The organism is Paramagnetospirillum magneticum AMB-1 (assembly GCF_000009985.1).
In the GTDB taxonomy this organism is placed as follows: Bacteria; Pseudomonadota; Alphaproteobacteria; order Rhodospirillales; family Magnetospirillaceae; genus Phaeospirillum; species Phaeospirillum magneticum.
The window spans coordinates 1122907-1144084 of record NC_007626.1 but is presented as its reverse complement, the minus strand read 5'-3'; the positions used below and the strand labels follow the sequence as shown (position 1 = coordinate 1144084).

Sequence of the window (21178 nt, the reverse complement as noted above, 5' to 3'; positions counted from 1 at the left end):
TAATGCTTGCCGTCATCAGAGCCGGGAGGCTGGGACACGATCGGCCTCGAAGGTGGCCAGGTCGTGGGCCACCATCTCGCGAACCAGTTCGTCGAAGGTGGTTTTCGGTGCCCAGCCCATTTCCCGGCGCGCCTTTGTGGCGTCACCGAGCAGAAGCTCCACTTCGGTGGGGCGGAAATAGCGCGGGTCGACCATGACAAGGACCTTGCCGCTCGCCTTGTCGATCCCCCGTTCCTCCTGGCCGTGACCTTCCCAGACGATGGTGCGCCCCACTTCCGCGAAAGCGCATTCAACGAAGTTGCGCACGGACCGGGTCTCGCCGGTAGCCAGCACGTAATCCTGGGCCTTGTCTTGCTGCATCATCAGCCACATGCCCTCGACGTAATCACGCGCGTGGCCCCAGTCGCGCTTGGCATCCAGATTGCCGAGAAACAGCCTGTCCTGGACGCCGTTCTGGATGGCGGCGACGGCTCGGGTGATCTTGCGGGTCACGAAGGTCTCACCGCGGAGCGGGCTCTCGTGATTGAACAAGATGCCATTACAGGCATAAATGCCGTAGGCCTCGCGATAGTTGACGGTGATCCAGTAGCCATACAGCTTGGCCACCGCATAGGGGCTGCGGGGATAGAACGGGGTATTCTCCGTCTGCGGAGTTTCGCGCACCGCGCCGTAAAGTTCCGAGGTGGAGGCCTGGTAGAAGCGGGTCTTTCCGACCAGCCCCAGGATACGAAGAGCCTCCAGAATGCGCAGGGGTCCCAGCGCGTCGGCATTGGCCGTGTATTCCGGCGTCTCGAAGCTCACATGCACATGGCTCTGGGCCGCAAGATTGTAAATCTCGTCGGGCTGGACCTCCTGGATCAACCGGATGAGATTGGTCGAGTCGGTCATATCACCGTAATGCAGGATGAAACGAACGTCGGATTCGTGCCGATCCTTATAGAACCGATCGACACGACCAGTGTTAAAGCTGGAGGATCGCCGCTTGATGCCGTGGACAACATAGCCTTTCCCAAGGAGAAAGTCCGCCAGATACGCTCCATCCTGGCCCGTGACTCCTGTTATGAGCGCCACTTTCGAAGACATCAGCAACTCCGCCACAGCAAAAATCTAGAAAAGAACCACTCTACACTTGAGACGGCTGTAAGGTGGGGAAAGTATCACCAAGCGCCATCCCTTCACAGCGATTTTTCAACCTCTCCCCCCGCCGCCGGTTCGCTGCCAGCCTCGGCTTTCGCCATGGCACAAGCCACGTCTGGCATGGTGAATGAAGCTCTCCAACCCAGTCGCTGTAGAGCCCGCGACGGGTCACCAAAGCTGATCGCCACATCACTCGGACGGCGCAGCCCGGGGTCGATGTCCACATGGGCACGCCAGTCCAGATCAAAGAAACCAAAGACGGTCTCAACGAACTCCTGGAGCGAGGCGTGGATCCCGGTGGCAATGACAATATCTTCCGGTTCATCGACGTTCAGCATCCGCCACATGGCGTCCACATATTCCGGTGCCCAGCCCCAATCACGGCGAACCGAGATATCACCAAGCATAAGCCGCAAGTCCTCCCCCCTGGCGATCCTGGCGGCGGCACGAACCACTTTGCGCGTGACGAAGCGGTGGGGGCGGAACGGAGATTCATGATTAAACAAGAAGCCTGAACACGCGAACATTCCATAGGCTTCGCGATAGTTCACGACAGCCATGGCAGCACTGGCCTTGGCGACCGCATAGGGACTGCGGGGACGGAAGGGGGCCTGCTCGGAGGCCGCCACGCCCTGGGTGTTGCCGAAGCACTCGCCCGATGCCGCGTTGTAAAATCTGATCGAGGCGTTGAGGAAACGCACCGCCTCCAGAATGTTCAGCGTTCCGCCGACAATGCTCTCGAAGGTGGGCAAGGGCTGCTCGAAGGACAGGCCGACCGAACTCTGACCGCTGAGATTGTAGATTTCGTCCGGCTGCGTCTCCGAGATCACCTTCAGAATGGCATGAAAGTCATTCATGCAGGCCGAACGCAGACTGATCTGCTCCAGGATTCCCAGTTCCCGCAAATTGGCGAAACTCGAGCCTTCGGCATCACGCGACGCGCCGATGACCCGATAGCCCTTGGCGAGCAGAAGGCTGGCCAGATACGCCCCGTCCTGGCCGGAAATCCCGAATACCAGCGCTGTTTTAGCCATCCCCACCGCCACGGACCAACCTCCCGACCGAATGAAATGCTATACGAGCCCGCATCGCGGAACAACCAACTAGCGCAGACCGCTCCGGCACCGCTCCTTCACCGAAAGGCTGCGGAAGGCGAAAGCCAGGGGACGCGGATCCTGACTCGTGCCCAGGTCCTTGGGAGATTTGGCGTAGGGGTGGTTGAAGCGGATGCGGGCTGGCTGCTCGGACAGCCACAGCATCCGGTCGATGGTGAAGCTTTGCTTGGCGGCCTGAGCATCGAACCCGGTACCGTCGCCAACAACCTTACCGTTGACCTCCACGGTCAGCGGCGGCTGGGCCAGCTTGGGCGGCAGGGCATGAGCACTGGCGGAAATCTCCATCACCACGTCGCAGGCCGGCACGGTCGCATGTCCGAGCACAAGGCTACTTTGGGGACCGATGGCCCAGGTCAAGTCACGCTCCGGGTCGGACCAGCCTTCCGTCATGTACGGTTTGGCATTGCCGACGTCGCGGAAGTCGATGGTGTCGCCCAGTTCATAGGGCGCACCCTCACTGGCACCGCAGCCTTGGAAGGTCATGCTCTGCACGGCCAGCGCCAGCTTGCGGCCATCGCTGCTCACCCCCAGTTCCTGCGGAGAACGGGCGTAGGGATGCAGCAGTTTCAGGGACACGAACCGATCACGATTCCAGACGGCCGCCGGAATGGTGAAGTCGATCGCCGTATCCCTCCAGATGGAGCCCTTCCACATCTGGTCGCCATTGACCAGGATCGTCACTTCTGGATCGGGAGACTTGTCCTTGACGTAGAATGGCCACGCCTTGACCGTTCCCTTGACGTCACACCCGCTCTGCTTACTGGGAAGGAGGCGGACCTCGCTTTCCGACCCCACGGCCCAGGTGAGCTGGGCCTCGGGGGTGGACCAGCCGTCGCCGAGAAAGGCGCGGGAATTGCCGCGGTCGCTGAAGTCGATGGGGCTCGACATCTTATAGATGGGGGATTTCAGAGCCTTGGGCGGCGCCCACATGCGCTGGCTCTCCACCCGCAACCAGGCAACCGGAGTGGATTCAGGAAGATTGACCGTATACACGAACGCCTTGCCCATCCGCTGGACCGGCATCCTCGGCAACCAGACGTGCAGTGCCGTACCATCCTTTTTCACGCCGGCAAGAGCGGTATCCAAAGGACCGTCCGAGATCAGGCGGACCTGCCGGGTCGTCGGCACGTTGCCCTCCTGCACGACTTTGCTCAACAGAGCAACATTACGGCGGCTTTCCGGCAGGTAGGCATAATCGAAGTAATAAGACTTGTCGCCGAACGTATCGGTGATGTCCACCGCGTCCTTGTAGACGATTTTGGAACCGTAGGCGATCTTGAGCAATCGCCGCCAGTAATCCGGATACCCCGGCACCGCCCAATAATAATCAGCCAGACGTGGCGCGTACAGCGTGCCGTCCTCGATCTCCGGGCGCAACGGCGAGGTCAACACCATATTGAGGGAGATCCATCGTGCCGTGGCTTCGCGCATGGCACGGCCCACCACATTATTCTGGGAATCCGCGGCCACCGCCCCCACCAGAAGGACCGCGACAACGCCCCCGCGAATCGTCCAGCGCCATGCCCCCCCGTCGACCAGGCCATGAACCCCGACGGCCAGCCAAGCCAGCAGGATAGCAACGCCATAAGCCGAGATGGAACTGTAGGAGTAGGCGGGGGTCCCCTGCTGAAACCACCCCTGATACTTGGGCGTGAGCCCCAGCAGGAAGGTCGGGGCCAGCATGATCACGCCAGCCAGCAGCGGCAGGATCAACAATTGGCCCCGCGACAGCTCGTCTCGCCGCAAGTGCCGCATCAGCAGCGCCCCCCCCAGCAGCACCGCCGCGATCTTCACCGGCGTCAGGCCGTCCAGATTGGCCAGGACCGTCGCCGGAGCGAAGTCGAGCCGATAGTCGAAGCCGTTCCCGGCCATCGAAGCGCCAACATGCAGCGGATGGACGATGTACGCGAAAATGTTGGTGCCGAACGGCCACAACAGCAGCACGCCCAGAAAGTGCTTCAGGCTGAAGGTCGCCGCGCTGATCTCGGCACCATCATACTGGTTACCATAGATCAGCCGCCAGACGATGACGGCGACGGCATACGCCGCCCCCAGGGAAATGGCCGCGCCGCACAGCCTGATCATCTTACGCCTGTCCGGCCCGCTCTCTGCTCCGGCCGGCGCCTGACCAGGCAACCGGGCAAAGGCGCAAACGATGAACAGCGCGGTGATGATCATTATCTGATATTCCTGCCCCCACAGGGCAAGGAAATAGAGCGCCAGCGAGGCCCCCAGCCAGAGCCACCGGCCGGTGCGGCGATAGGCGTACAGCGCCATCAGCGTCGCGCTCATATTGACCACGACCACATAGTGGAAGAGCGGCACGCTGGTAATCAGCGTGTGATCCCAGGTCACGGCCAGGGTCGCCAGATAAATGAAGCCTGCCAACAGCCCGAACGTGAGAGAAATGTACAGCGACAAGGTCGCAACCACGAACGCGATCGCGAGGGCGAAGCCTCCGTGCTGCACAATGTCGAAAGCGACGGTCCGCCACAACGAGTTGCCGAACGTCACAAAGGGCGAGTGATAAAAGAAATACAACCGCCCCTGGCCGAAGGCGATGGTGTTGATTTCACTGTTGTCGTAGGCCCAAATGGCAGCCCGTGCGTCGTCGAAGGTGGTGAACCGTACGCCCCAAACATCGGCGACCACAGTATAAATCAAAGCAATAAAACAAATGCCTATCACGACCCAGGAAGTGCGCATGGAGAGGAGTTTTCCGAAATATTGTGCCATTTAGAACTCCTGAACCATGACGGAGACTTCTTGATCAAAGTCAGTCATGATGCGTTTGGAAACAGCCTGGCGGCCCTGAGCAGCCCCCACTGTCCTCACGTCAAAAAATAAATGACTTCTTCTGAGCCGGCGGGAATTTGCCATCGGGTTTGGAGCCTTGTCAAGGCGCTTCCCGTCGCCACAATGCCCGCAAACTCCAGGTAAACTTCCGGCTCAAGTCGATGACCGCAAGGGTCCGCCGGCGTTGAACCACCGCCCGATCGGCCAGGACAGCCCTCAGCCCCAGAAGGCCGTCGCGCACCGCTCTCACGGCCGCCTTCCCCTGGCCGCGCCGGATATCACGGGCGACAAGAGCCGCCAGCAGCGCCAAGTGCGGCAGCAGCAGGCAGGCCAATAGAGGGGTCGGCATATTCTTGGCGAAACACCACAGCGCGTTGCGAAGGCCGTGGTAGCGGGCGAAGGCGGAGGTCCGACCGGCGCTCGCCCCCCCGACGTGGTGGACAGCCGCATTACGCACCTGGATGCACCGCCCCCCCGTCAGGCGCCAGCGGAAAGCCAGATCAACGTCCTCCATGAAACAAAAGAAGCGTTCATCGAATCCCCCCAGGGAGTTGAATCCATCCGCGCGGTAGAGAGAAGCGGCGGCACAGGGACTGAAGACCTCCCGGTCCCGGGGAAGGCTCGAGATGGGGCCACCGTGGCCAGCGCGCCAGGCAAGACCGACTGCGTGGTAGAGATCGCCACAACCATCGAGTAGAGCCGGATTCCCGGCGTCGAATTGGGTCGAACCGAACATGTCGGCAAAGGGATAGCGTATGGTTGCGTCCATGAGTTGCTGCAACCAGTCCGGCTCGGCAAAGGCATCTGGATTGAGGCAGGCGAGCCAGCGCCCCCGCGCCGCCCTGGCGGCAAGATTATTGCCCGCGGCAAACCCCAGATTCCGGCCTTGCGGCAGAAAATGGAATCGGGTGTCGCCGTCCGCAGCCTTGACCGCCACGCCATGTGATCCATCGGCCGAGGCACAGTCCACCACGAGGACCTCGAAATCCTCGTAAGTCTGCTCTCGCAGGCATTCAAGGCACTGCCGGATATGGGCGGCGCTGTTGTAGGTGACGATCAGGACGCTGACAGCAGGCTGGATCGAAGCCGGAGGCTTGACCCGGCGCGGCCCGACGTCGGGAAGAAGGAACGGCCGCCTAGGGCGGAGGCGCGAATCGGCCGGCGGCGGATTCATCAGCATCTACCGGTCAGCCAGCCCAGGAAAGCGAGACCCACGCGGGGTCAGAAGCCAGCCGTGACCGCAGGTCGTCAGCTTCCTCCCGGATGGCAAGGAGGGGCCCACCGACGCCGTTGCCCCCATCCATTCCAGGAGATGCGGCGGCATTCAACTCCACTTGCGTATCCCCCCTCCCCGCATCGACCGGAGGCCCCTTGCATGTCCGGGCCAATCCAGCCCATCCTCGCCAATCACCGTGAAATCAGTCGCATTCAAGGCCTTTGGGCTCATAGACCACAATCTTGCTGCCCGAATAATCGATGTCGAACTGGACCTCGATCAGCCGGGACAAGGCCTTGCGCACACTGTCTTGCTGCTCCTTGGCGACATAGAACAGCATGAAGCCGCCCCCGCCGGCACCCAGCAATTTTCCGCCCAGCGCCCCTGCCGCGAGCGCAGATTCGTAAATCTCATCAATGGCCGGGGTGCTGACATCATCCGCCAGATCCCGCTTAAGCCTCCACGATTCGTGAAGCAGCCTGCCGATCTCGTCGAGATCCCGTTCCTTGTTCGTCAGGATGGACTTCGCCTCGTCCACCATGTCGACCATGGATCGGAGGTGGCTGGTCTTCCGATCCAGGTTGGCGATCTTCTTCTCGGCGATCACCGCCGCGAACCGCGAAAAGCCGGTGAAGAACAATATCAGGTTGTCGGTGAATTTGCGCTGGCGACGCGGGTCCATGATCACCGGCGTGACCTCGAAACTGTCGTCGCGTTGAAAGGTGATGTGATTCAGGCCGCCATAGGCCGCCCATATCTGGTCCTGGGAGCCGACGGCCTCGGCGATGACATTCTGTTCGATATGAATGGCCTGGCGGGCCAGCTCTTCCTTGCTGGACATCCGGCCCTCAAGCGCCCGCAGCGCATTGAGCATGCCGACGGTGAAGGATGAACTGGAGCCCAAGCCCGATCGGGCGGGCAGATCACCGTCATGGTGGATTTCAAGACCGATGGAAACTCCCATCTGATCGAGGATGTGGCGCACGGCCGGATGCTGAATTTCCGATATCTCGTTGACGGTCTCAATCTTGGCGTAAACGATCCGATGCTTGTGCTCGAAAAATGGCGGCAACGGCCGCACGCTCAGGTAACAATACTTATTGATGGCAAAGCCGAGCACCTGGCCGCCATGTTCACGGTACCACTTCGGATAATCCGACCCTCCGCCGAAAAGGGACACGCGAAACGGTGTACGGCTAATAATCATCTAGTCCTCCCTATCCCAGGACGATTGGGCCGCCCCAACCAGATGTTCTGGCGTACCGATGGGACCATGATGGAGCCCAAACAACCGGCTCCACCGGCCCCCTGAATATGACAGGACATCGCGCGATTTCCTTCCTGCAGGCGATCAGCCGCAGACGGTGTCCAGAACCTGATGCAGCTTGGCAATCTGGGCACTCAGGTCATAGGGATGATTGCCGACAAAGAAACCGCAGTCGTGAGCGATATTGGCATTCACGATTTCACCGACGGTGTCGTAGTCGTAATACTTCAGGACATCATGGCGCAGGAAATTGCCGCCCGTGATGATGCGATAGCCGATATCCGCCGCACCCAGTGCCGAGAACACCGTCTTGCGATCGATATCCATCTTCGGATTGAGGATGATGGTGAACGAAAACGATGAGCTCTTGCCGTTTTCCCGCTGGATGATAAAGCGCTCGTCGTCAGCGAAAAGATTCTGAAACAAGGCAAGATTCCGCCGCCGCATGGCGGTCATGGCGGGGAGCTTCTTCAGCTGTTCGCGGCCGACCGCACCTTCCATCTCCAGCGGCCGAACATTGTAGCCCGGCAGAATGAAGCGGTAGGCCTCGTAAAAGTCGTCGGAGGTGTGTTCGAACAGCGGGCTGTCCTTTGGAATATCACGGGTCCAGCCATGCGCACGCATGCTGCGACACAGATGCGCCAGTTCGGCGTCATCGGTCAGGATAATCCCGCCTTCCATGGTGGAGATGTGGTGGGAAAAGAAAAAGCTGAAGGTATTGAGGTCGCCGAATGTGCCGGTTTTCCTGCCGCCCAGCTCTGCGTCCATGGACTCGCAATTATCTTCCAGAAGATACAGATCGTGCTTGTCGCAGAAGGCCCGCATGACGTCGAGGGCGGCCGGATTGCCGAGGATACTGACGGCCACGACCATGCGGGTCCGCGGCGTCAATGCCGCCTCCAGCTTGCTTACATCGACGTTCAGCGTCTCCAACTCCACGTCCACGAAGCGCAGCTTCAGGCCGTATTGCTGCAAAGGATGATACGTGGTGGCCCAGGAAATGGCGGGAACGATCACCTCATCGCCACGCTGGATGGGACGGTTCCTCTTGTAGGCCAGGGCGGCAACAGCAACCAGATTTGCCGACGACCCCGAATTGACCATGATCCCGTGGGCCTTGCCAAAGTAGGCCGCGAACTCCGTCTCGAAGGCTTTGACGTTATCACCCATGGTGAAAAAGCCACGATCAAGAACCCGACGCACGGCATCGTATTCTTCCTCACCCCATGAAGAGGCCGCAAGCTCGTAGAACATGTTGTGTGTCGTCGCCTTCGCAAGGATTCACTGAGCTGCTGCTTAGGGTTCATGGAACCGCGGCGCAGGCCCAACCAAAACCGCCCCAAAGCTATTGTTGTCGACGGGACAGGCTCAACCTTTTTTGGGGCTCCGCGATCATACGAGGCCGCCCGAATGGGTCAAGTTCCTTAATGCCTTGCTCCGCGCCCCTCGAAGCGAACGGCGTCACTATCCCACGTCCGCACGGCAAGGCAAGACAATCTGCGCGGCCTACAAGGCCGCAAATTCGTGATCCCCCCCCACTTCCGCCTTCCGAAAAGCCCCCTCCTCAGCGGGATTGACGCTCCCGATTCACAGGAGTATTGGGTGGGGGTCGCTGGTGCGCCCCATCACCGATTGGCCGTCAGACTCGCCGCATGCCCGGCTCCTCCGCCGGACCGAGCCACGGCGTGCCGCGTATGGCGCGGCCATGACTTCCGAGAGCAACAGATTCGGACGCAGGAAACCTTGTCTCCGGCGCCCGCCCCAAACGAGTTTGATCGGCTGCCAAGTGTCCTCCATCGCCACCTACCGTGTATGGCCTCTCGCCTTGCTTCTCTGCCGCCTCAGTCTGGCCCGCGCCTTCAGGCAGTCGGGCCTGGGGCCGCTGTGGAACTCCATTGGCGTCGCCGTGGCCGTGGCCGCCGTGGGGACGCTGTTCGGCACGATCTTGCGGCGGCAATTGGTAAGTTTCGATACCTATGTGGACTCGCTGGCCGCCGGCCTGGTCATCTGGTCGTTCCTATCGGCAGTCGTCGGCGAGAACTCCATCGCCTTTGCCCGTTGGATGCCCATTTTGCGCCACTCCAACATTTCGCTGTCGGTAATCACCCTGTCCGTGTTCTTGCATCATCTGCCGGTTCTCGCCCTCAATCTGGGGCTATTCCTGCTGCTGCAGTATCTCTTCCTCGGCTTTACGCCAACCATCCTGCCGCTGGCGGCATCGCTGTTGCTCCTGCTCGTGAACGTGGCGTGGATGGGGGCCGCCGCGATGGTTTTGGGCGCGAGATTTCGCGATGTCGGTCAGCTGATAGCCAATCTGCTGCAGATCACCTTCCTGTTGACCCCAATCTTGTGGCCCCCCTACTTCTTGGGGCGGTTTGAATACCTGCTGCTGCTCAACCCCTTCCATCATTTGCTGTCCACCGTCGGCGCCGCCGCCATCGGCAATGTGGCCCCCGCCGTCAATTGGTGGGTCAGTCTTGCCATGGCCCTCACCGGGGGATTAGCCTCGGTCGGACTATACCGCTGGTCACGTCCCCGCTGGCCATACTGGATCTGATGATGGCCAGGCTTGAACTGCAGGACGTGACCGTCACCTATCGGCTCTACGATGCCGAGGGCCGCTCGTTCACCAGATCACTGCTGAAGGGAGCCGGTGGCTCCGGCGCCATGACCGTCTCGGCGCTGGACAGCATGAGCCTGAGCATCGAGGCCGGCAGCCGCATCGCGGTCCTCGGCTCGAACAGCTCGGGCAAGACCACCCTATTGCGGGTCATGGCCGGTCTGCTGCCCCCAAAATCGGGAACCATTCTTCGAGACGGCAAGCCCGGCGCCGTGTTCGGCATGGGTTTTGGCGTCGATCCGGAAGCAAGTCTGGGCGACCTGGCTCTGGCGCAGGGATTGCTGATGGGCCTGACGCTGGCCGAGGCTTCCGCCAAGGTCCGTCACATCCTCGAGTTCTCCGGCGTGAGCGACCATGGGATGTCCAAGGCCCGGATCACACCGCCGGGAATCCTCGCTCGGCTCGGTATAGCCTCCGCCCTGTGCCTGGATGCGGACATCATCTTGCTCGATGAAGTCCTCGAACTGGTGGACCCGGTATTTCACCAGCGGGTCCTGGATGAAATGGAGCAACGGTTACGGCGAGGAGCGATCCTGATCGTCGTCGACCGCTCACGCGATCTGCTGTCACGCTTCTGCTCGGAGGCCCTTCTGCTCCGCGACGGGCGGATAGCCATGCGGGCACCGCTGGCGGAGGCTTTTCACAATTCCGCCGTTAGCCAGACCTTCTGATTGGTTGGATAAGCTATTCGTGCTAATTGCTGTCGCCTACGAGGAAACTGGGGATCGGTAACGCTCAATGGGCTTGCGTCAAGGGATGAACATCGTTGTCACTGGTGGAGCTGGCTTCATCGGTTCAACCCTGGTCCGACGCCTGCTGGACCTGGGATGTTCCGTTTCCGTGATTGACGACCTGTCCGGCGGACGGGAGGAAAACCTACCCAATCATCCTGGGGTTACCCTGCACCGCCTGCGGATTGGCACCGACACGGCCGATCAGGTCGAGGCCGTGGTGGCGGACGCCGACATGGTTTATCACTTGGCCAGCCCCATCGGTGTCGCCCTGGCGCACCAGGCCCGTTACGAGGTGGTCGAGAATATCCTGAGTTCGGGAATTGCCGTCGTCAGAGCATGTAAAGCGCATCGGCGCCCGCTGGTACTCACGTCAAGTTCGGAAATTTACGGCGGCGGTCTGCCGCGGCCCTTGCGCGAGGCAGACCCCTCCTGTCTCGACATCGCCCCCCGCTGGGGCTATGCCAGTGCCAAGATGGCGTTAGAGCAGATGGGCGCCGGCCTTTGCCTGGAACATGGGGTGCCTGTCTGGCTGATCCGCCCCTTCAACATCGCGGGTATTCGCCAGCGGTCGGAGACGGGATTGGTGGTCGCCTCCTTCGTGGCTGCCGCCATGCAGAACCGCCCCCTTGATGTTCACGGCGATGGTTCGCAGCTCCGGAGCTTTCTGCACGTGGAAGATGCCGCCGATGCGCTGATGGCTGTGACGTCGGCCGCATCCCTGGCCGGGCGCCCAATCAATATCGGCAGCGAATCGCCCATCACGATTGGCGCCCTCGCCCGGCTGGTTCTGGATATTGTCGGAAGCGCCTCTCCTATCATCCAGACGCCGTACGACGACATGTTCGATGGGTTATTTACCCACGCAACATCGCGAATCCCTGACATCGGATTGATTAAGGGGGCCACGGACTGGCGCCCCCACCGGTCCCTCGATGACGCCATCCGAGATTGCTGGCGCGGCATGGCCGACGACACCCCCCGGCTACCCCCGACGACCGTCTCCCGGTTGTAACTTGGCAGCCGCCGGCTTCCTCCCCATCCTCATCGCCATACCGGCGGCGGCGGCAGGCACTTGGCTGCTGGCCAAGCTGGCCCACCGCCTGGGAGCCGTGGCTCGTGTCGCACCCGACCGCTGGCATCAGACCGGCGCGGTCCCGCGTCTGGCCGGTCCGGCCCTGCTTCTCGCCACCGCCCCGTGGCAGGAGCCGGGTGACCTGGCCGTGCTTGGCCTTGTGTGCGCCATCGGCAGTTGGGATGACATCCGACCGATGTCGCCCGCCGTGAAGGCCCTTTGCCTGTTGGCCGCGGCCGGCCTCGCCATTGGCGTGACCGGCCTCTGGTGGGCCGGCCCCGCGCTGTGGCTGGTGGCCAACGCCCTCAATCTGCTGGACCACGCCGACGGCGTCGCGGCGGCGACGGCGGCAGCCGCGTTCCTGGGGCTGAATGGAGACCCGGGCTTGGCCGCAGCCGGGGCCTGCGCCGGTTTCTTGTTGTTCAACTACCCGCCCGCCCGGGCCTTCATGGGCGACAGCGGCAGTTTAACCCTGGGCGCCATGATCGTTATGCTGGGCGCCAAGCCCGGTGGGCTGGGCACCATCGCGGCCTGGTGCGCCATCCCCCTGGCGGATGCCATTCGGGTCACTCTTTGCCGCATCGCCCGTGGCCAGAAGCCCTGGGTAGGAGGCACGGACCATTCCGGCCACATCTTGCTGCGCGCCGGCATCCCCCCTCGCCTTCTCCCCTTGGGCTATTTCTTGGTGGCCGGTGCCGTCGGGTTGCTTCTGCGGCCGGAATAAAGCCCGCGCAGCAGAAGCTTAAGGTCGCCCACCCCCACCTTGGCGGTGATCAGCGCGAAACGCAGCCACAGCAGAGCCGAGGTCAGAGTCAAAGCCCATAGCGGGTACGAGGCGCGGAAGTGCTTATGGAAATAGTAACTTGTGCTGCGCGTCTTGTGCCATTCCACAAAGGTACGCGGCACGTCGCTTGTGCTCAGGTAGTGGTATATGGGGACGCTGCCGCAATACATGACCCTGCCGCCGGCATGGCCGATGCGAATACATAGATCCGCGTCATCAAAATGGATGAACATGTTGTCATCCATGCCATTGACCGTCTCATAATGCCGTTTGCGGATCATCATGAAGGCCCCCGATACGGTCGGCACCTCCACCACGTCGTGGACATCCTCATCTTCGTGCCGATGCAGGCGCTGGAAATAGGGATGCTCCGGAAACAATCGGTCGAGGCGCGATAATTCCACGAACGCCCGCCAAGGGCTCAGAATTTCGCGCCTTCCCCCCCGTTGCTCGGTACCGTCCATATTGAGGAGGCGCCCCCCGAAGAGCCAGGCGTCGGAATGGGTAGACATGATCTCCCCCATCCGCAACAGCGTGTCCGGGGGAAGGATCAGATCCGGGTTGACGAAGGCAAGGGTCTGCCCTCGGGCGGCGGCGGCACCGCGGTTGCAGCCGGCGGCAAAGCCAACATTGCGAACCGGACGGATCAGCCGCACCCGGTCATCCCCCGAGGCCAGCCGGTCCAGCCACCCGACCGTGTCGTCGTCATTACCGTTGTCAACGACGATCAGCTCGGTCAGGCCGGATTGGGACAGAACCGCCGGGATGCTCTCACGCAGGGAAACACCCGTCCGATAGGTGACCATCACGGCAGAGACGTCCAGGTGCGGCGCCTCCCCGCTCAGATACGTCCGCCACTCTTCGTTCATCTGTGATTCCAGCTTATGAAACAGGGCCCTTCCGCCCCCATTGGCCAACGGCCGGGACGATAGCACAGACACCTTCCCTCGCCGCCCGAATTTTGCCCGCCACCTCCCGGCCTCCTTGCGCGTCGAGCCTCAAGCGCCTCCCAATCCTCAATCCGGCTATTCTCGGCGGAGGCCGGATCAGTCACACCTAGGCGCTCCAACCGAAGATGACTATAGTCGGGCGCCATTATGCGTCGCGTCGGAGGAGATATTCCGCGGACATCTTCGGCGGAAATATTCGATGGTGGAGGGCCGATGACGGGTAATTCAAAGCATCAGGACAAAACGGCGAGCGTTGAGTTGGTGGAAAGGCGGCTGGGCCGTCAGAATTCGAAACTGTGCCTCTATCTGGATTGGATCCGGAATCAAGCCGGAGTCGAGGTCAGGGAATATTTCACCGTCACGTCCTGTGATCATCGGGAACGAGACGCCATTCACCCGCTGAGCACCCCAACCGGCGTCGGAATCCTGCCCATCCGCGAGGGTCAGGTCGGGCTGATTCGGACCTTTCGCCATCCGATTCGCGATTGGGTCTGGGAAGTGCCACGAGGGTTCGCCGATGAGAACGAGGACATTCGCACCGCAGCAACCCGCGAGCTTCTGGAGGAAACCGGGCTGGAATGCGCCCCGGATGATATGGTCGAATTGGGCTTTCACCATCCCGAGGCCGGTATTCTGCGAGCCCGCATCGCAATTTACGCGGCGACCCGTTGTGCCCTGAAAGCGGAACCGGAAACGGGTGAGATTGGCTTGGGAGATCTTGCCTGGATCCCCTTCGATACGGCCCTGGCCATGGCCGATCAGTCAGAGATTCAGGACCCGACCACATGCATCGCCCTTTATCGGCTTTTGCGAATCGGGCACATCGACGCAAGAAAAGACAAGCGCGCATAAGACCGGGGCAGCAAGAATGGTATTCACAGCACCAATATTTCTGATGTTCTTTTTACCTGTGTTTATAATATTCTATATTGTTGCGCCAAACGTCAGAATTAAGAACATCACAACACTAGCGTTCAGCATTTTTTTCTTTGCCTGGGGCGAGCCGGTTTTTATCGGCTACGTCCTCGTCGGCACGGCAATCGACTATCTGGCGATCAAAGTCGGATGCGCCCCGGAACGCCCGACCAGCCAGCGCCGACGGGCCTTGGTTCTGGCGGTGACGATCAATGTGGCTGCACTGCTGTATTTCAAATACGCCAATTTCTTCATGGCCGAGACGACGCCGCTGCTGGCCCAGGCGGGCTGGTCGCTGGGAGAGTGGCGCAAGATCGCCCTGCCGCTCGGGATCTCGTTCATCACCTTCCACAAGATCAGCTTCGTGGTCGACCTCTACAAGGGGCGCGCCCCCCCCCCTCGGAACTTCCTGGATGCGCTCCTCTATATCTTTCTTTTTCCCCAGCTCATTGCCGGACCGATCGTCCGGTACCACGATATCGGCGACCAAATCATCGACCGATCCAGCTCTGCCGACGACGTCCTGGCCGGGTTCCAGCGCTTCGCCATGGGGCTGGTAAAGAAGGTCCTGATTGCCGACCAGGTGGCGGTGATGGTCCAATCCGTTGCCCAGACCCCCTCCGCCGATTTGCCATGGGAATATGCCTGGTTGGGAGCACTGGCCTACACCGTTCAAATCTATTTCGACTTCTCCGGCTATTCCGATATGGCCATCGGCATGGCGAGAATGATGGGCTTTCGCTTCCCGGAAAACTTCAACCGACCGTACACGGCAACCAGCGTGACTGACTTCTGGCGCCGCTGGCACATGACGCTGTCGCGATGGATGCACGAATACCTGTATGTCCCCCTGGGCGGTAATCGGGCCAGTCTGGCGCGGACCTTCGCCAATCTGTGGATCGTCTTCCTGCTCTCGGGCTTCTGGCATGGCGCCGCCTGGACCTTCGTCGCCTGGGGCGCCTTCCACGGCTTCTTCCTGTCGTTAGAGAAGGCCGCCGCCCATTTTCCCTGGAAGCCGTCAATTCCGGCGCAGGCCCGGCAGGCCGCCACCTTTCTGATCGTATTGAACGGCTGGGTCCTGTTTCGGGCCGACTCGTTATCCCAGGCCATGAGCCTGTGGGCGCGCATGTACGGCTTGGGACCGGCGCCGGCGACGCCGCAGCAACCCTTCTGGTTGATGTTCGAGCCTCAGGGACTTGTCTGCTTGGTCGTGGGCTTGGTGTTGGGCCTGGCTCCGTCGCGCCGGCATCCGGCCTTGCCACCGGCCCTCCTCGCACACCCCGCGGTGCGCCTTACCACCGGCGGCCTGCTGCTGACGGCCGGACTGGCCGGCGCATTCAGCGGCAACTACTCCCCCTTCCTCTACTTCAGGTTCTGAGGTCAGCGCGATGCCACTCCGCAAGATCGCCACTTGGCTGCCGCGTCTTCTGGCCCTGTGCGCCATCGCCCTCATGGCCCTACCCGGCGCCCAATACCTCTTCCAGCCGTTCCGGCCACCGTCAATCAGGGAGCATTTGCCCGCGCCTCCCGCCATGCCGGGCCTGTCCATCTCCTCCTTCCTGGATGGTTCGCTGCAAAGCTGGGTCACGGCGGTCCTGGCACGCGACAGCTCGGCGCGGCCATTTGCGCTGACCGCCCGCAACGAGGCGTTTCTCCGCCTGTTCCCGACACGGCCCAATAGATTTTACACCTACGCCGAGCCGATGGGATTCTACCCCGTCGATACCATCCGCCGTCTGAACTATGATCTCCGCAACGGCGCTGCCGTCGCCACGGTTTACCGCGAGGCGGCAGAGCGCGTGAAATTGCTGCAGAGGCTGCTCGCGGCCAAGGGCGTCGTATTGATGGTCGTCGCCCCACCGCCCAAAGTGCGCCTGTATCCGGAATACCTGGAGAGCGGATGGCTGGATGCCCCCGCCACGGAAATCTGGTCGCGAAGCCCCCCCCAATACAGCAATGCCCTCGCCGCCCAAGGCGTGCTGGGATTGAATGTATTTGAAATGCTGTGGCGCGATCGGGGGGGCTATCCCTGGCCGTTCTTCGCCACCACCGGCTTCCACTGGTCGTTCTGGACCGGCTGCATGGTTACGGCCCGCCTCTTCGAGACCCTGGACGGCATGAGCGGCCGCCCCTGGCCAGGCGTCGATTGCAGCGAAACCAAGGTTGACCAGGCCTCGGGGCCTGATACCGACATCGCGGTCGTGCTGAACATCGTGGCGCCCACAAGACTCCTGAGGCCCACTCCGTTCGTGACCGCTAAGCGCCGTTCCACCGCGGGAGGCGAGGGCCGGAAACTGCTGGTCATAGGCGACAGCTACTCCGACCAGATCGTCTATCACGCCCTACGCCTGCTCGGCCCGGCCAACGTGGTTTTCTGGGACTATTTCGCCAAACAACGGACTTTCAACGACAAGATGGAAGCAACCATCACCGACCTGTCTAAGGATGGCGTCGTGCGCCGCCTCGTGGAGAATGACTTCGATGCGGTCCTGGTGGTGACCTCGGACGGCAATGTGTCACGCGACAATCCCAGCAGGGGTGAATTCGGCTTCACATCAGCAGCCCTGACCGAATTGCTCTCCCGGCCTGGGACCGGGGGGCAACTACCGGACGCCGCCTTTGTCGAGGGCTGGCGCCCCCATGAGACATTCCGCGAAATCGCCGCCCCGCAGGCCGCACTGGCCTTCGTCGGCCCGGGCGGCATGGTCGATCGCATGACCCTGAGTATGACCTGGCAGGCGGCTCCGGCCGATTCCGCCGCCCTTGACCTGGACGTGACGGTCAAAGGAGTGCCGGTGGGAACCCTGACGGTCCCGCCTTCGGGTGGCGAGGTTTCCGTCTCCGTCCCCCGTGGTGCGGCCGGAAGCACCGAATTCATCTCCGTAACCCTCTCCCCCAAAGGGAATACGGCCGGTTATCGCCTGACCGGTGCCCGGGTTTCATTCTTCCGTTGATGGTGGGGCGGGTCCGTCCGGTCCACCTTGCAGCCATCCGCCCTTTGGATTACTGTCCCCCGGCTTCGCGCACGGATCATACGGCACGGAGTGAGAGGGAGACAGAATGTCTGGCGGAGAGCACCGTCTATGGAGTCCAGGCCTGCGTTGATCTTCATCGGCTTGGTTTGGGCTCGCGCCAAGGCGGACTTTGGCTCTCGCTATGCGGGCTCGGCCCTTGGGACTCTCTGGAACGCCCTTCAGCCCATCCTGACGATCGCTGTCTTCTCCGCCGTGTTCGAGACCATTCTGCGCGTTCGGCTGCCGAAGGGCGACTTGCCCTTTGGCTACACCTTGTACCTCTGCGCGGGCTATTTTCCGTGGCTCGCGTTCAGCGAATCGATGACCCTGGGGGCCGGCGCATTCCTGCGAAATGCCCAGTTCATCCGTAAAATGCCGGTGCCAGCCTATCTGTTTGTTGCCGATGTGGTGCTGACGTCCTTCATCTTCCTCGCGGTCAATTTCGCCATTTTCCTCCTGCTCTCGATCTTCGCCGGCAACCCGGTATCCCTGACTTGGGCGCTGATCCCGATCATCTTCCTGGTTCTGTGGGTCTACACATATTGCCTCGGCCTGATCGTCGGGCTGGTGAACACCTATTTCCGGGATGTCGGACTGGCGGTTCCGATCATTCTGCAGCTGTGGATGTGGATGACGCCCATCGTATACCCGATTGAAGCCGTGCCGGAATCGTTCCAAAAACTTCTGATGATCAACCCGCTGACACCGGTCTTGGCAATGTTGCGCGACGCGACCCTTAACGGACGGATGCCGGCCCGTCATGATCTGACCTTGACTGCCTTGTGGACAATCGTGTTGATCGCATTGGCGACGCTTGCTTGGCGACGGTTGGGCCGTGACGTGAGAGACCTGCTATGAGCGCGGCGGATCGGCCTTCCGCCCACCGGGAGGCGGTGTCCTTATCGGTTCGGAATCTTTCAAAATTCTTCAAGATCTACCGGAACTCCGGCGACCGCCTGAAGGAATGGTTCCGTCTGGGCAGGTCGCCACGTCATGAAAAATTCTGGGCTTTGCAGGATGTCAGCCTGACCCTGCGGCAGGGTGAGTGCCTGGGGATCGTTGGCGTCAACGGCTCGGGCAAGAGCACTCTCCTGAAGATTCTGGCGGGCACGATGGAGGCCTCGGCCGGTGACGTCGAGGTCAACGGGCGCTGCTACGCCCTGCTGGAACTGGGAACCGGCTTCAATCCCGACGTCAGCGGCCGCGACAATATCACGCTGGCCGCCAGCATGTTGGGCGTCAAGCCGGAATGGGTGGCTAAACGGGTCGACGATATCATCGAGTTCAGCGGCCTGGGCGAGTTCATCGACCGGCCGCTCAGAACCTATTCGTCTGGCATGATGGTCAGGCTGGGCTTTTCCATTTTTGCCTTCATCGACCCCGACATCCTGATCATCGATGAGGCCCTGTCGGTGGGTGACGTCGCCTTCCAGCTGAAATGCATCCGCCGGATGGAAGACCTTATCTATCAAGACCAGCGCAGCGCCATCATCATTTCACACGACACCAACGCGCTGGAGCGGTTTTGCGACCGGGTCATTTGGCTTGACCAGGGCCGCGTGCGGATGGAAGGCGAGCCGTCCGAGGTCGTCAATGCTTATATTATGGCCAATTCCACAGGGGCTCTGTCCGAACACGAACAGGCCATCTCGGTGCCGGCGCAGACGCCGCCCGGCGTCAGACTCCCGGTCAGCGATGCGGCGGCGCTGTTCCTGTCGGATCAGGCTGAAATCGTGCAATTGTGGGCGGAAGACAAAGCCGGCGGCTGGATCGTATCGGCGTCTTCCGACCAGGAGTTCACCCTGTGCTACCAGGCCCGGCTCCATGTGGAATTGACCGGGCCGGTATTCGGTATCAGGATGGTCAATGGTCGTGGCGACGTGGTCGTGTCGACCAACACGTTTCTCGAGGGGCTGGACGACGCCACGTTCCATCCCGGAGACGAAGTGATGTTGCGCTGGCCCATCCGAGCAGGCTTGATGCCTGGGCACTATTTCGTGTCCTGCGGCATTTCCAAGCGGGAAGACCCCCACGACTTCCTGGTCCGCCACCTCGACGCCTACCATTTCACCATCCAGGGGGAGGCCAGGGGGAGCGGGTTCGTCACCATCAGCGGCAAGCCGGTGATAAGCCGATGAGCGGGATAACCTCCCGAGATCCGGTCTTCCTCCTGGGGATCCCACGCTCGGGGACAACCCTGCTGGCCCGGCTGCTGACCAATCACCCCGAGGTCATGGCTCCGCCCGAGCCATGGATCATGCTGGCCATCGAGCAGCTTGGCTGCGTCGACCGTCGCCATCCGGCCGATTGCCAGCTGGTCGGCCAGGCGACGGACGAATTCCTCGACGATTCCTTGCGGATCGAAGTTGCCCGAGCGGCCGCCCGGGCGGCCTATGATGGGCACCTCCAGCGGGCCGGCAAGTCTGTCTTCGTGGACAAGACACCGCGCTATCACTTGATCGTCCCCTTTCTGCGGCGTGTGTTCCCCAGCGCCAATTTCCTTGTTCTGTTGCGCAATCCCCTGGCCATCGCCGCCTCATTCCATGACACCTGGAATATTGATGTGGCCAAGATCCTCCGAGAGGGTCGGGACCATCCGGCAGCCTTTGATGTCGTCCAGGGCCTTGGAGTGCTTGCAGATCTCGTCGCGACGGATGATCCCCGCGTTCACTCCATCCGCTACGAGGACCTTGTGCGCGCCCCCAACACTGTGATGCCGCAAGTGTTTGACTTCCTGGGGCTCGACCCCCTTGCCGTTCCCGAGAACAGCATGGCGACGATCCCATTCGCGCCTCCATCCGCGCTCGGCGACCAGAAAATAAACAAGGAAAAAGTAGTTCACGACCTGTCGATCGATATGTGGAGGGAAAGTCTCTCAGACGCCGACAAGGAGGCCATTGCGGACGCCCTGGGTGCCGATACTCTCCGACGGCTCGGGTATGGGAAGCTGTACGATGAATTTGGCAGCCCAGGGCAAGCGGATCCCGACAGAATATCGGGCGAACGTCTTGCGTCGCGCTGGCATGATTTAGCTCTCGTCCGTGGAAGGGGGCGACCACTCGGCGACCATCTGCAAGCCAATTCCGCAGCCGCCCTGCACAATGACTCGGACCTGGCCCAGAATGTCGCCGTACTGTCCGCGGCCTTGGCCGACAGGGAGGCTGATAGCGTCGCCCGCGGCCTCCAGATCGAGGAACTCACCGCCCTGATCAGGGAAATCGAGATTGATCGCGCCGCCTGCGGCAGTCAGATCGAGGAACTCACCGCCCTGATCAAGGAAATCGAGATTGATCGCGCCGCCCGTGGCCGTCAGATCGAGGAACTCACCGCCCTGATCAAGGAAATCGAGATTGATCGCGCCGCCCGCGGCAGTCAGATCGAGGAACTCACCGCCCTGATCAAGGAAATCGAAGTCAACCGTGCTGCTCAAGGGTAATCCGCCGGCAATCCCCCAGGAAATGAGGGAATTACCACGGGAGCGGTAGATATGCCCCGGCATGCGGGGGCTTGCGCCATGCCGCTTACCCCTTGCTTACCCGCCTCATCCGCCAGATCCCA

17 protein-coding genes are annotated in these 21178 nt (G+C 61.5%); 10 read left to right on the top strand and 7 right to left on the bottom strand.

From position 1 onward, the window contains the following. Nucleotides 1-15 precede the first annotated feature (15 nt). The 6 genes from gmd to AMB_RS05480 form a co-directional block, all read right to left on the bottom strand. Nucleotides 16-1083, bottom strand: a complete 1068-nt coding sequence (gene gmd, locus AMB_RS05505; protein ID WP_043743522.1) for a GDP-mannose 4,6-dehydratase — start codon at nucleotides 1081-1083, stop codon at nucleotides 16-18. Between the two features lie 92 nt (nucleotides 1084-1175). Then, entirely contained in the window at nucleotides 1176-2183 is a 1008-nt protein-coding gene (locus tag AMB_RS05500) for a GDP-mannose 4,6-dehydratase (protein WP_231848992.1), read from the bottom strand. 57 nt (nucleotides 2184-2240) lie between these two features. Continuing rightward, the gene (locus AMB_RS05495; RefSeq protein WP_011383488.1) at nucleotides 2241-4988 is read right to left on the bottom strand and encodes a hypothetical protein; all 2748 of its coding nucleotides are present in this window, start codon (nucleotides 4986-4988) and stop codon (nucleotides 2241-2243) included. A 160-nt stretch (nucleotides 4989-5148) separates the two neighbouring features. Next, nucleotides 5149-6228, bottom strand: coding sequence for a glycosyltransferase family 2 protein (locus AMB_RS05490; RefSeq protein WP_011383487.1), 1080 nt, complete (start codon nucleotides 6226-6228; stop codon nucleotides 5149-5151). Between the two features lie 238 nt (nucleotides 6229-6466). Further along, nucleotides 6467-7471, bottom strand: coding sequence for a kinase (locus AMB_RS05485; RefSeq protein WP_011383486.1), 1005 nt, complete (start codon nucleotides 7469-7471; stop codon nucleotides 6467-6469). A 144-nt stretch (nucleotides 7472-7615) separates the two neighbouring features. Further along, on the bottom strand, nucleotides 7616-8785 hold the full coding sequence (locus tag AMB_RS05480) for a DegT/DnrJ/EryC1/StrS family aminotransferase (RefSeq protein WP_011383485.1): 1170 nt from the start codon (nucleotides 8783-8785) through the stop codon (nucleotides 7616-7618). A 532-nt stretch (nucleotides 8786-9317) separates the two neighbouring features. On the opposite strand from AMB_RS05480, the gene AMB_RS05475 reads away from it, so the two are divergent. From AMB_RS05475 to AMB_RS05460, 4 genes are all read left to right on the top strand, one after another. Next, nucleotides 9318-10088 carry an ABC transporter permease gene (locus AMB_RS05475; RefSeq protein ID WP_158303933.1) on the top strand — a complete coding sequence of 257 codons (771 nt, stop codon included), beginning with the start codon at nucleotides 9318-9320 and terminating at the stop codon, nucleotides 10086-10088. Next, nucleotides 10088-10822 carry an ABC transporter ATP-binding protein gene (locus AMB_RS05470; RefSeq protein WP_011383483.1) on the top strand — a complete coding sequence of 245 codons (735 nt, stop codon included), beginning with the start codon at nucleotides 10088-10090 and terminating at the stop codon, nucleotides 10820-10822. The genes AMB_RS05475 and AMB_RS05470 overlap by 1 nt, the downstream gene beginning before the upstream one ends. An 85-nt stretch (nucleotides 10823-10907) precedes the next feature. Continuing rightward, nucleotides 10908-11897 carry an NAD-dependent epimerase/dehydratase family protein gene (locus AMB_RS05465; protein ID WP_158303932.1) on the top strand — a complete coding sequence of 330 codons (990 nt, stop codon included), beginning with the start codon at nucleotides 10908-10910 and terminating at the stop codon, nucleotides 11895-11897. A 1-nt stretch (nucleotide 11898) separates the two neighbouring features. Continuing rightward, entirely contained in the window at nucleotides 11899-12681 is a 783-nt protein-coding gene (locus AMB_RS05460) for a UDP-N-acetylmuramyl pentapeptide phosphotransferase (RefSeq protein WP_043743511.1), read from the top strand. Here AMB_RS05460 and AMB_RS05455 read toward each other — a convergent pair. Further along, entirely contained in the window at nucleotides 12633-13610 is a 978-nt protein-coding gene (locus tag AMB_RS05455) for a glycosyltransferase family 2 protein (protein WP_148207303.1), read from the bottom strand. The two genes, AMB_RS05460 and AMB_RS05455, sit on opposite strands and share 49 nt — an antisense overlap. Nucleotides 13611-13904: 294 nt before the next feature. Here AMB_RS05455 and AMB_RS23200 point away from each other — a divergent pair, with 294 nt between their 5' ends. From AMB_RS23200 to AMB_RS23715, 6 genes are all read left to right on the top strand, one after another. Further along, complete coding sequence (locus tag AMB_RS23200; RefSeq protein WP_011383479.1) at nucleotides 13905-14543, top strand: NUDIX hydrolase; 639 nt, start codon at nucleotides 13905-13907, stop codon at nucleotides 14541-14543. A gap of 43 nt (nucleotides 14544-14586) precedes the next feature. Beyond that, nucleotides 14587-15984: an MBOAT family O-acyltransferase gene (locus AMB_RS05445; protein WP_158303931.1), complete on the top strand. Its 1398-nt coding sequence runs from the start codon at nucleotides 14587-14589 to the stop codon at nucleotides 15982-15984. A gap of 10 nt (nucleotides 15985-15994) precedes the next feature. Next, nucleotides 15995-17560, top strand: a complete 1566-nt coding sequence (locus AMB_RS05440; protein WP_011383477.1) for an alginate O-acetyltransferase AlgX-related protein — start codon at nucleotides 15995-15997, stop codon at nucleotides 17558-17560. Between the two features lie 147 nt (nucleotides 17561-17707). Then, entirely contained in the window at nucleotides 17708-18478 is a 771-nt protein-coding gene (locus AMB_RS05435; RefSeq protein WP_158303930.1) for an ABC transporter permease, read from the top strand. After that, nucleotides 18475-19758, top strand: a complete 1284-nt coding sequence (locus AMB_RS23195; RefSeq protein WP_011383475.1) for an ABC transporter ATP-binding protein — start codon at nucleotides 18475-18477, stop codon at nucleotides 19756-19758. The genes AMB_RS05435 and AMB_RS23195 overlap by 4 nt, the downstream gene beginning before the upstream one ends. Next, on the top strand, nucleotides 19755-21056 hold the full coding sequence (locus AMB_RS23715; RefSeq protein WP_011383474.1) for a sulfotransferase family protein: 1302 nt from the start codon (nucleotides 19755-19757) through the stop codon (nucleotides 21054-21056). The genes AMB_RS23195 and AMB_RS23715 overlap by 4 nt, the downstream gene beginning before the upstream one ends. Nucleotides 21057-21178 lie beyond the last annotated feature (122 nt).

Coding starts and splice junctions, on each gene's coding strand:
- AMB_RS23715 (WP_011383474.1), top strand. CDS start 19,755: ATGAGCGGGATAACCTCCCGAGATCCGGTCTTCCTCCTGGGGATCCCA.
- AMB_RS05495 (WP_011383488.1), bottom strand. CDS start 4,988: ATGGCACAATATTTCGGAAAACTCCTCTCCATGCGCACTTCCTGGGTC.
- AMB_RS05445 (WP_158303931.1), top strand. CDS start 14,587: ATGTTCTTTTTACCTGTGTTTATAATATTCTATATTGTTGCGCCAAAC.
- AMB_RS05490 (WP_011383487.1), bottom strand. CDS start 6,228: ATGCTGATGAATCCGCCGCCGGCCGATTCGCGCCTCCGCCCTAGGCGG.
- AMB_RS05440 (WP_011383477.1), top strand. CDS start 15,995: ATGCCACTCCGCAAGATCGCCACTTGGCTGCCGCGTCTTCTGGCCCTG.
- AMB_RS05470 (WP_011383483.1), top strand. CDS start 10,088: ATGATGGCCAGGCTTGAACTGCAGGACGTGACCGTCACCTATCGGCTC.
- AMB_RS05480 (WP_011383485.1), bottom strand. CDS start 8,785: ATGTTCTACGAGCTTGCGGCCTCTTCATGGGGTGAGGAAGAATACGAT.
- AMB_RS23195 (WP_011383475.1), top strand. CDS start 18,475: ATGAGCGCGGCGGATCGGCCTTCCGCCCACCGGGAGGCGGTGTCCTTA.
- AMB_RS05465 (WP_158303932.1), top strand. CDS start 10,908: ATGAACATCGTTGTCACTGGTGGAGCTGGCTTCATCGGTTCAACCCTG.
- AMB_RS05455 (WP_148207303.1), bottom strand. CDS start 13,610: ATGAACGAAGAGTGGCGGACGTATCTGAGCGGGGAGGCGCCGCACCTG.
- gmd (WP_043743522.1), bottom strand. CDS start 1,083: ATGTCTTCGAAAGTGGCGCTCATAACAGGAGTCACGGGCCAGGATGGA.
- AMB_RS05485 (WP_011383486.1), bottom strand. CDS start 7,471: ATGATTATTAGCCGTACACCGTTTCGCGTGTCCCTTTTCGGCGGAGGG.
- AMB_RS23200 (WP_011383479.1), top strand. CDS start 13,905: ATGACGGGTAATTCAAAGCATCAGGACAAAACGGCGAGCGTTGAGTTG.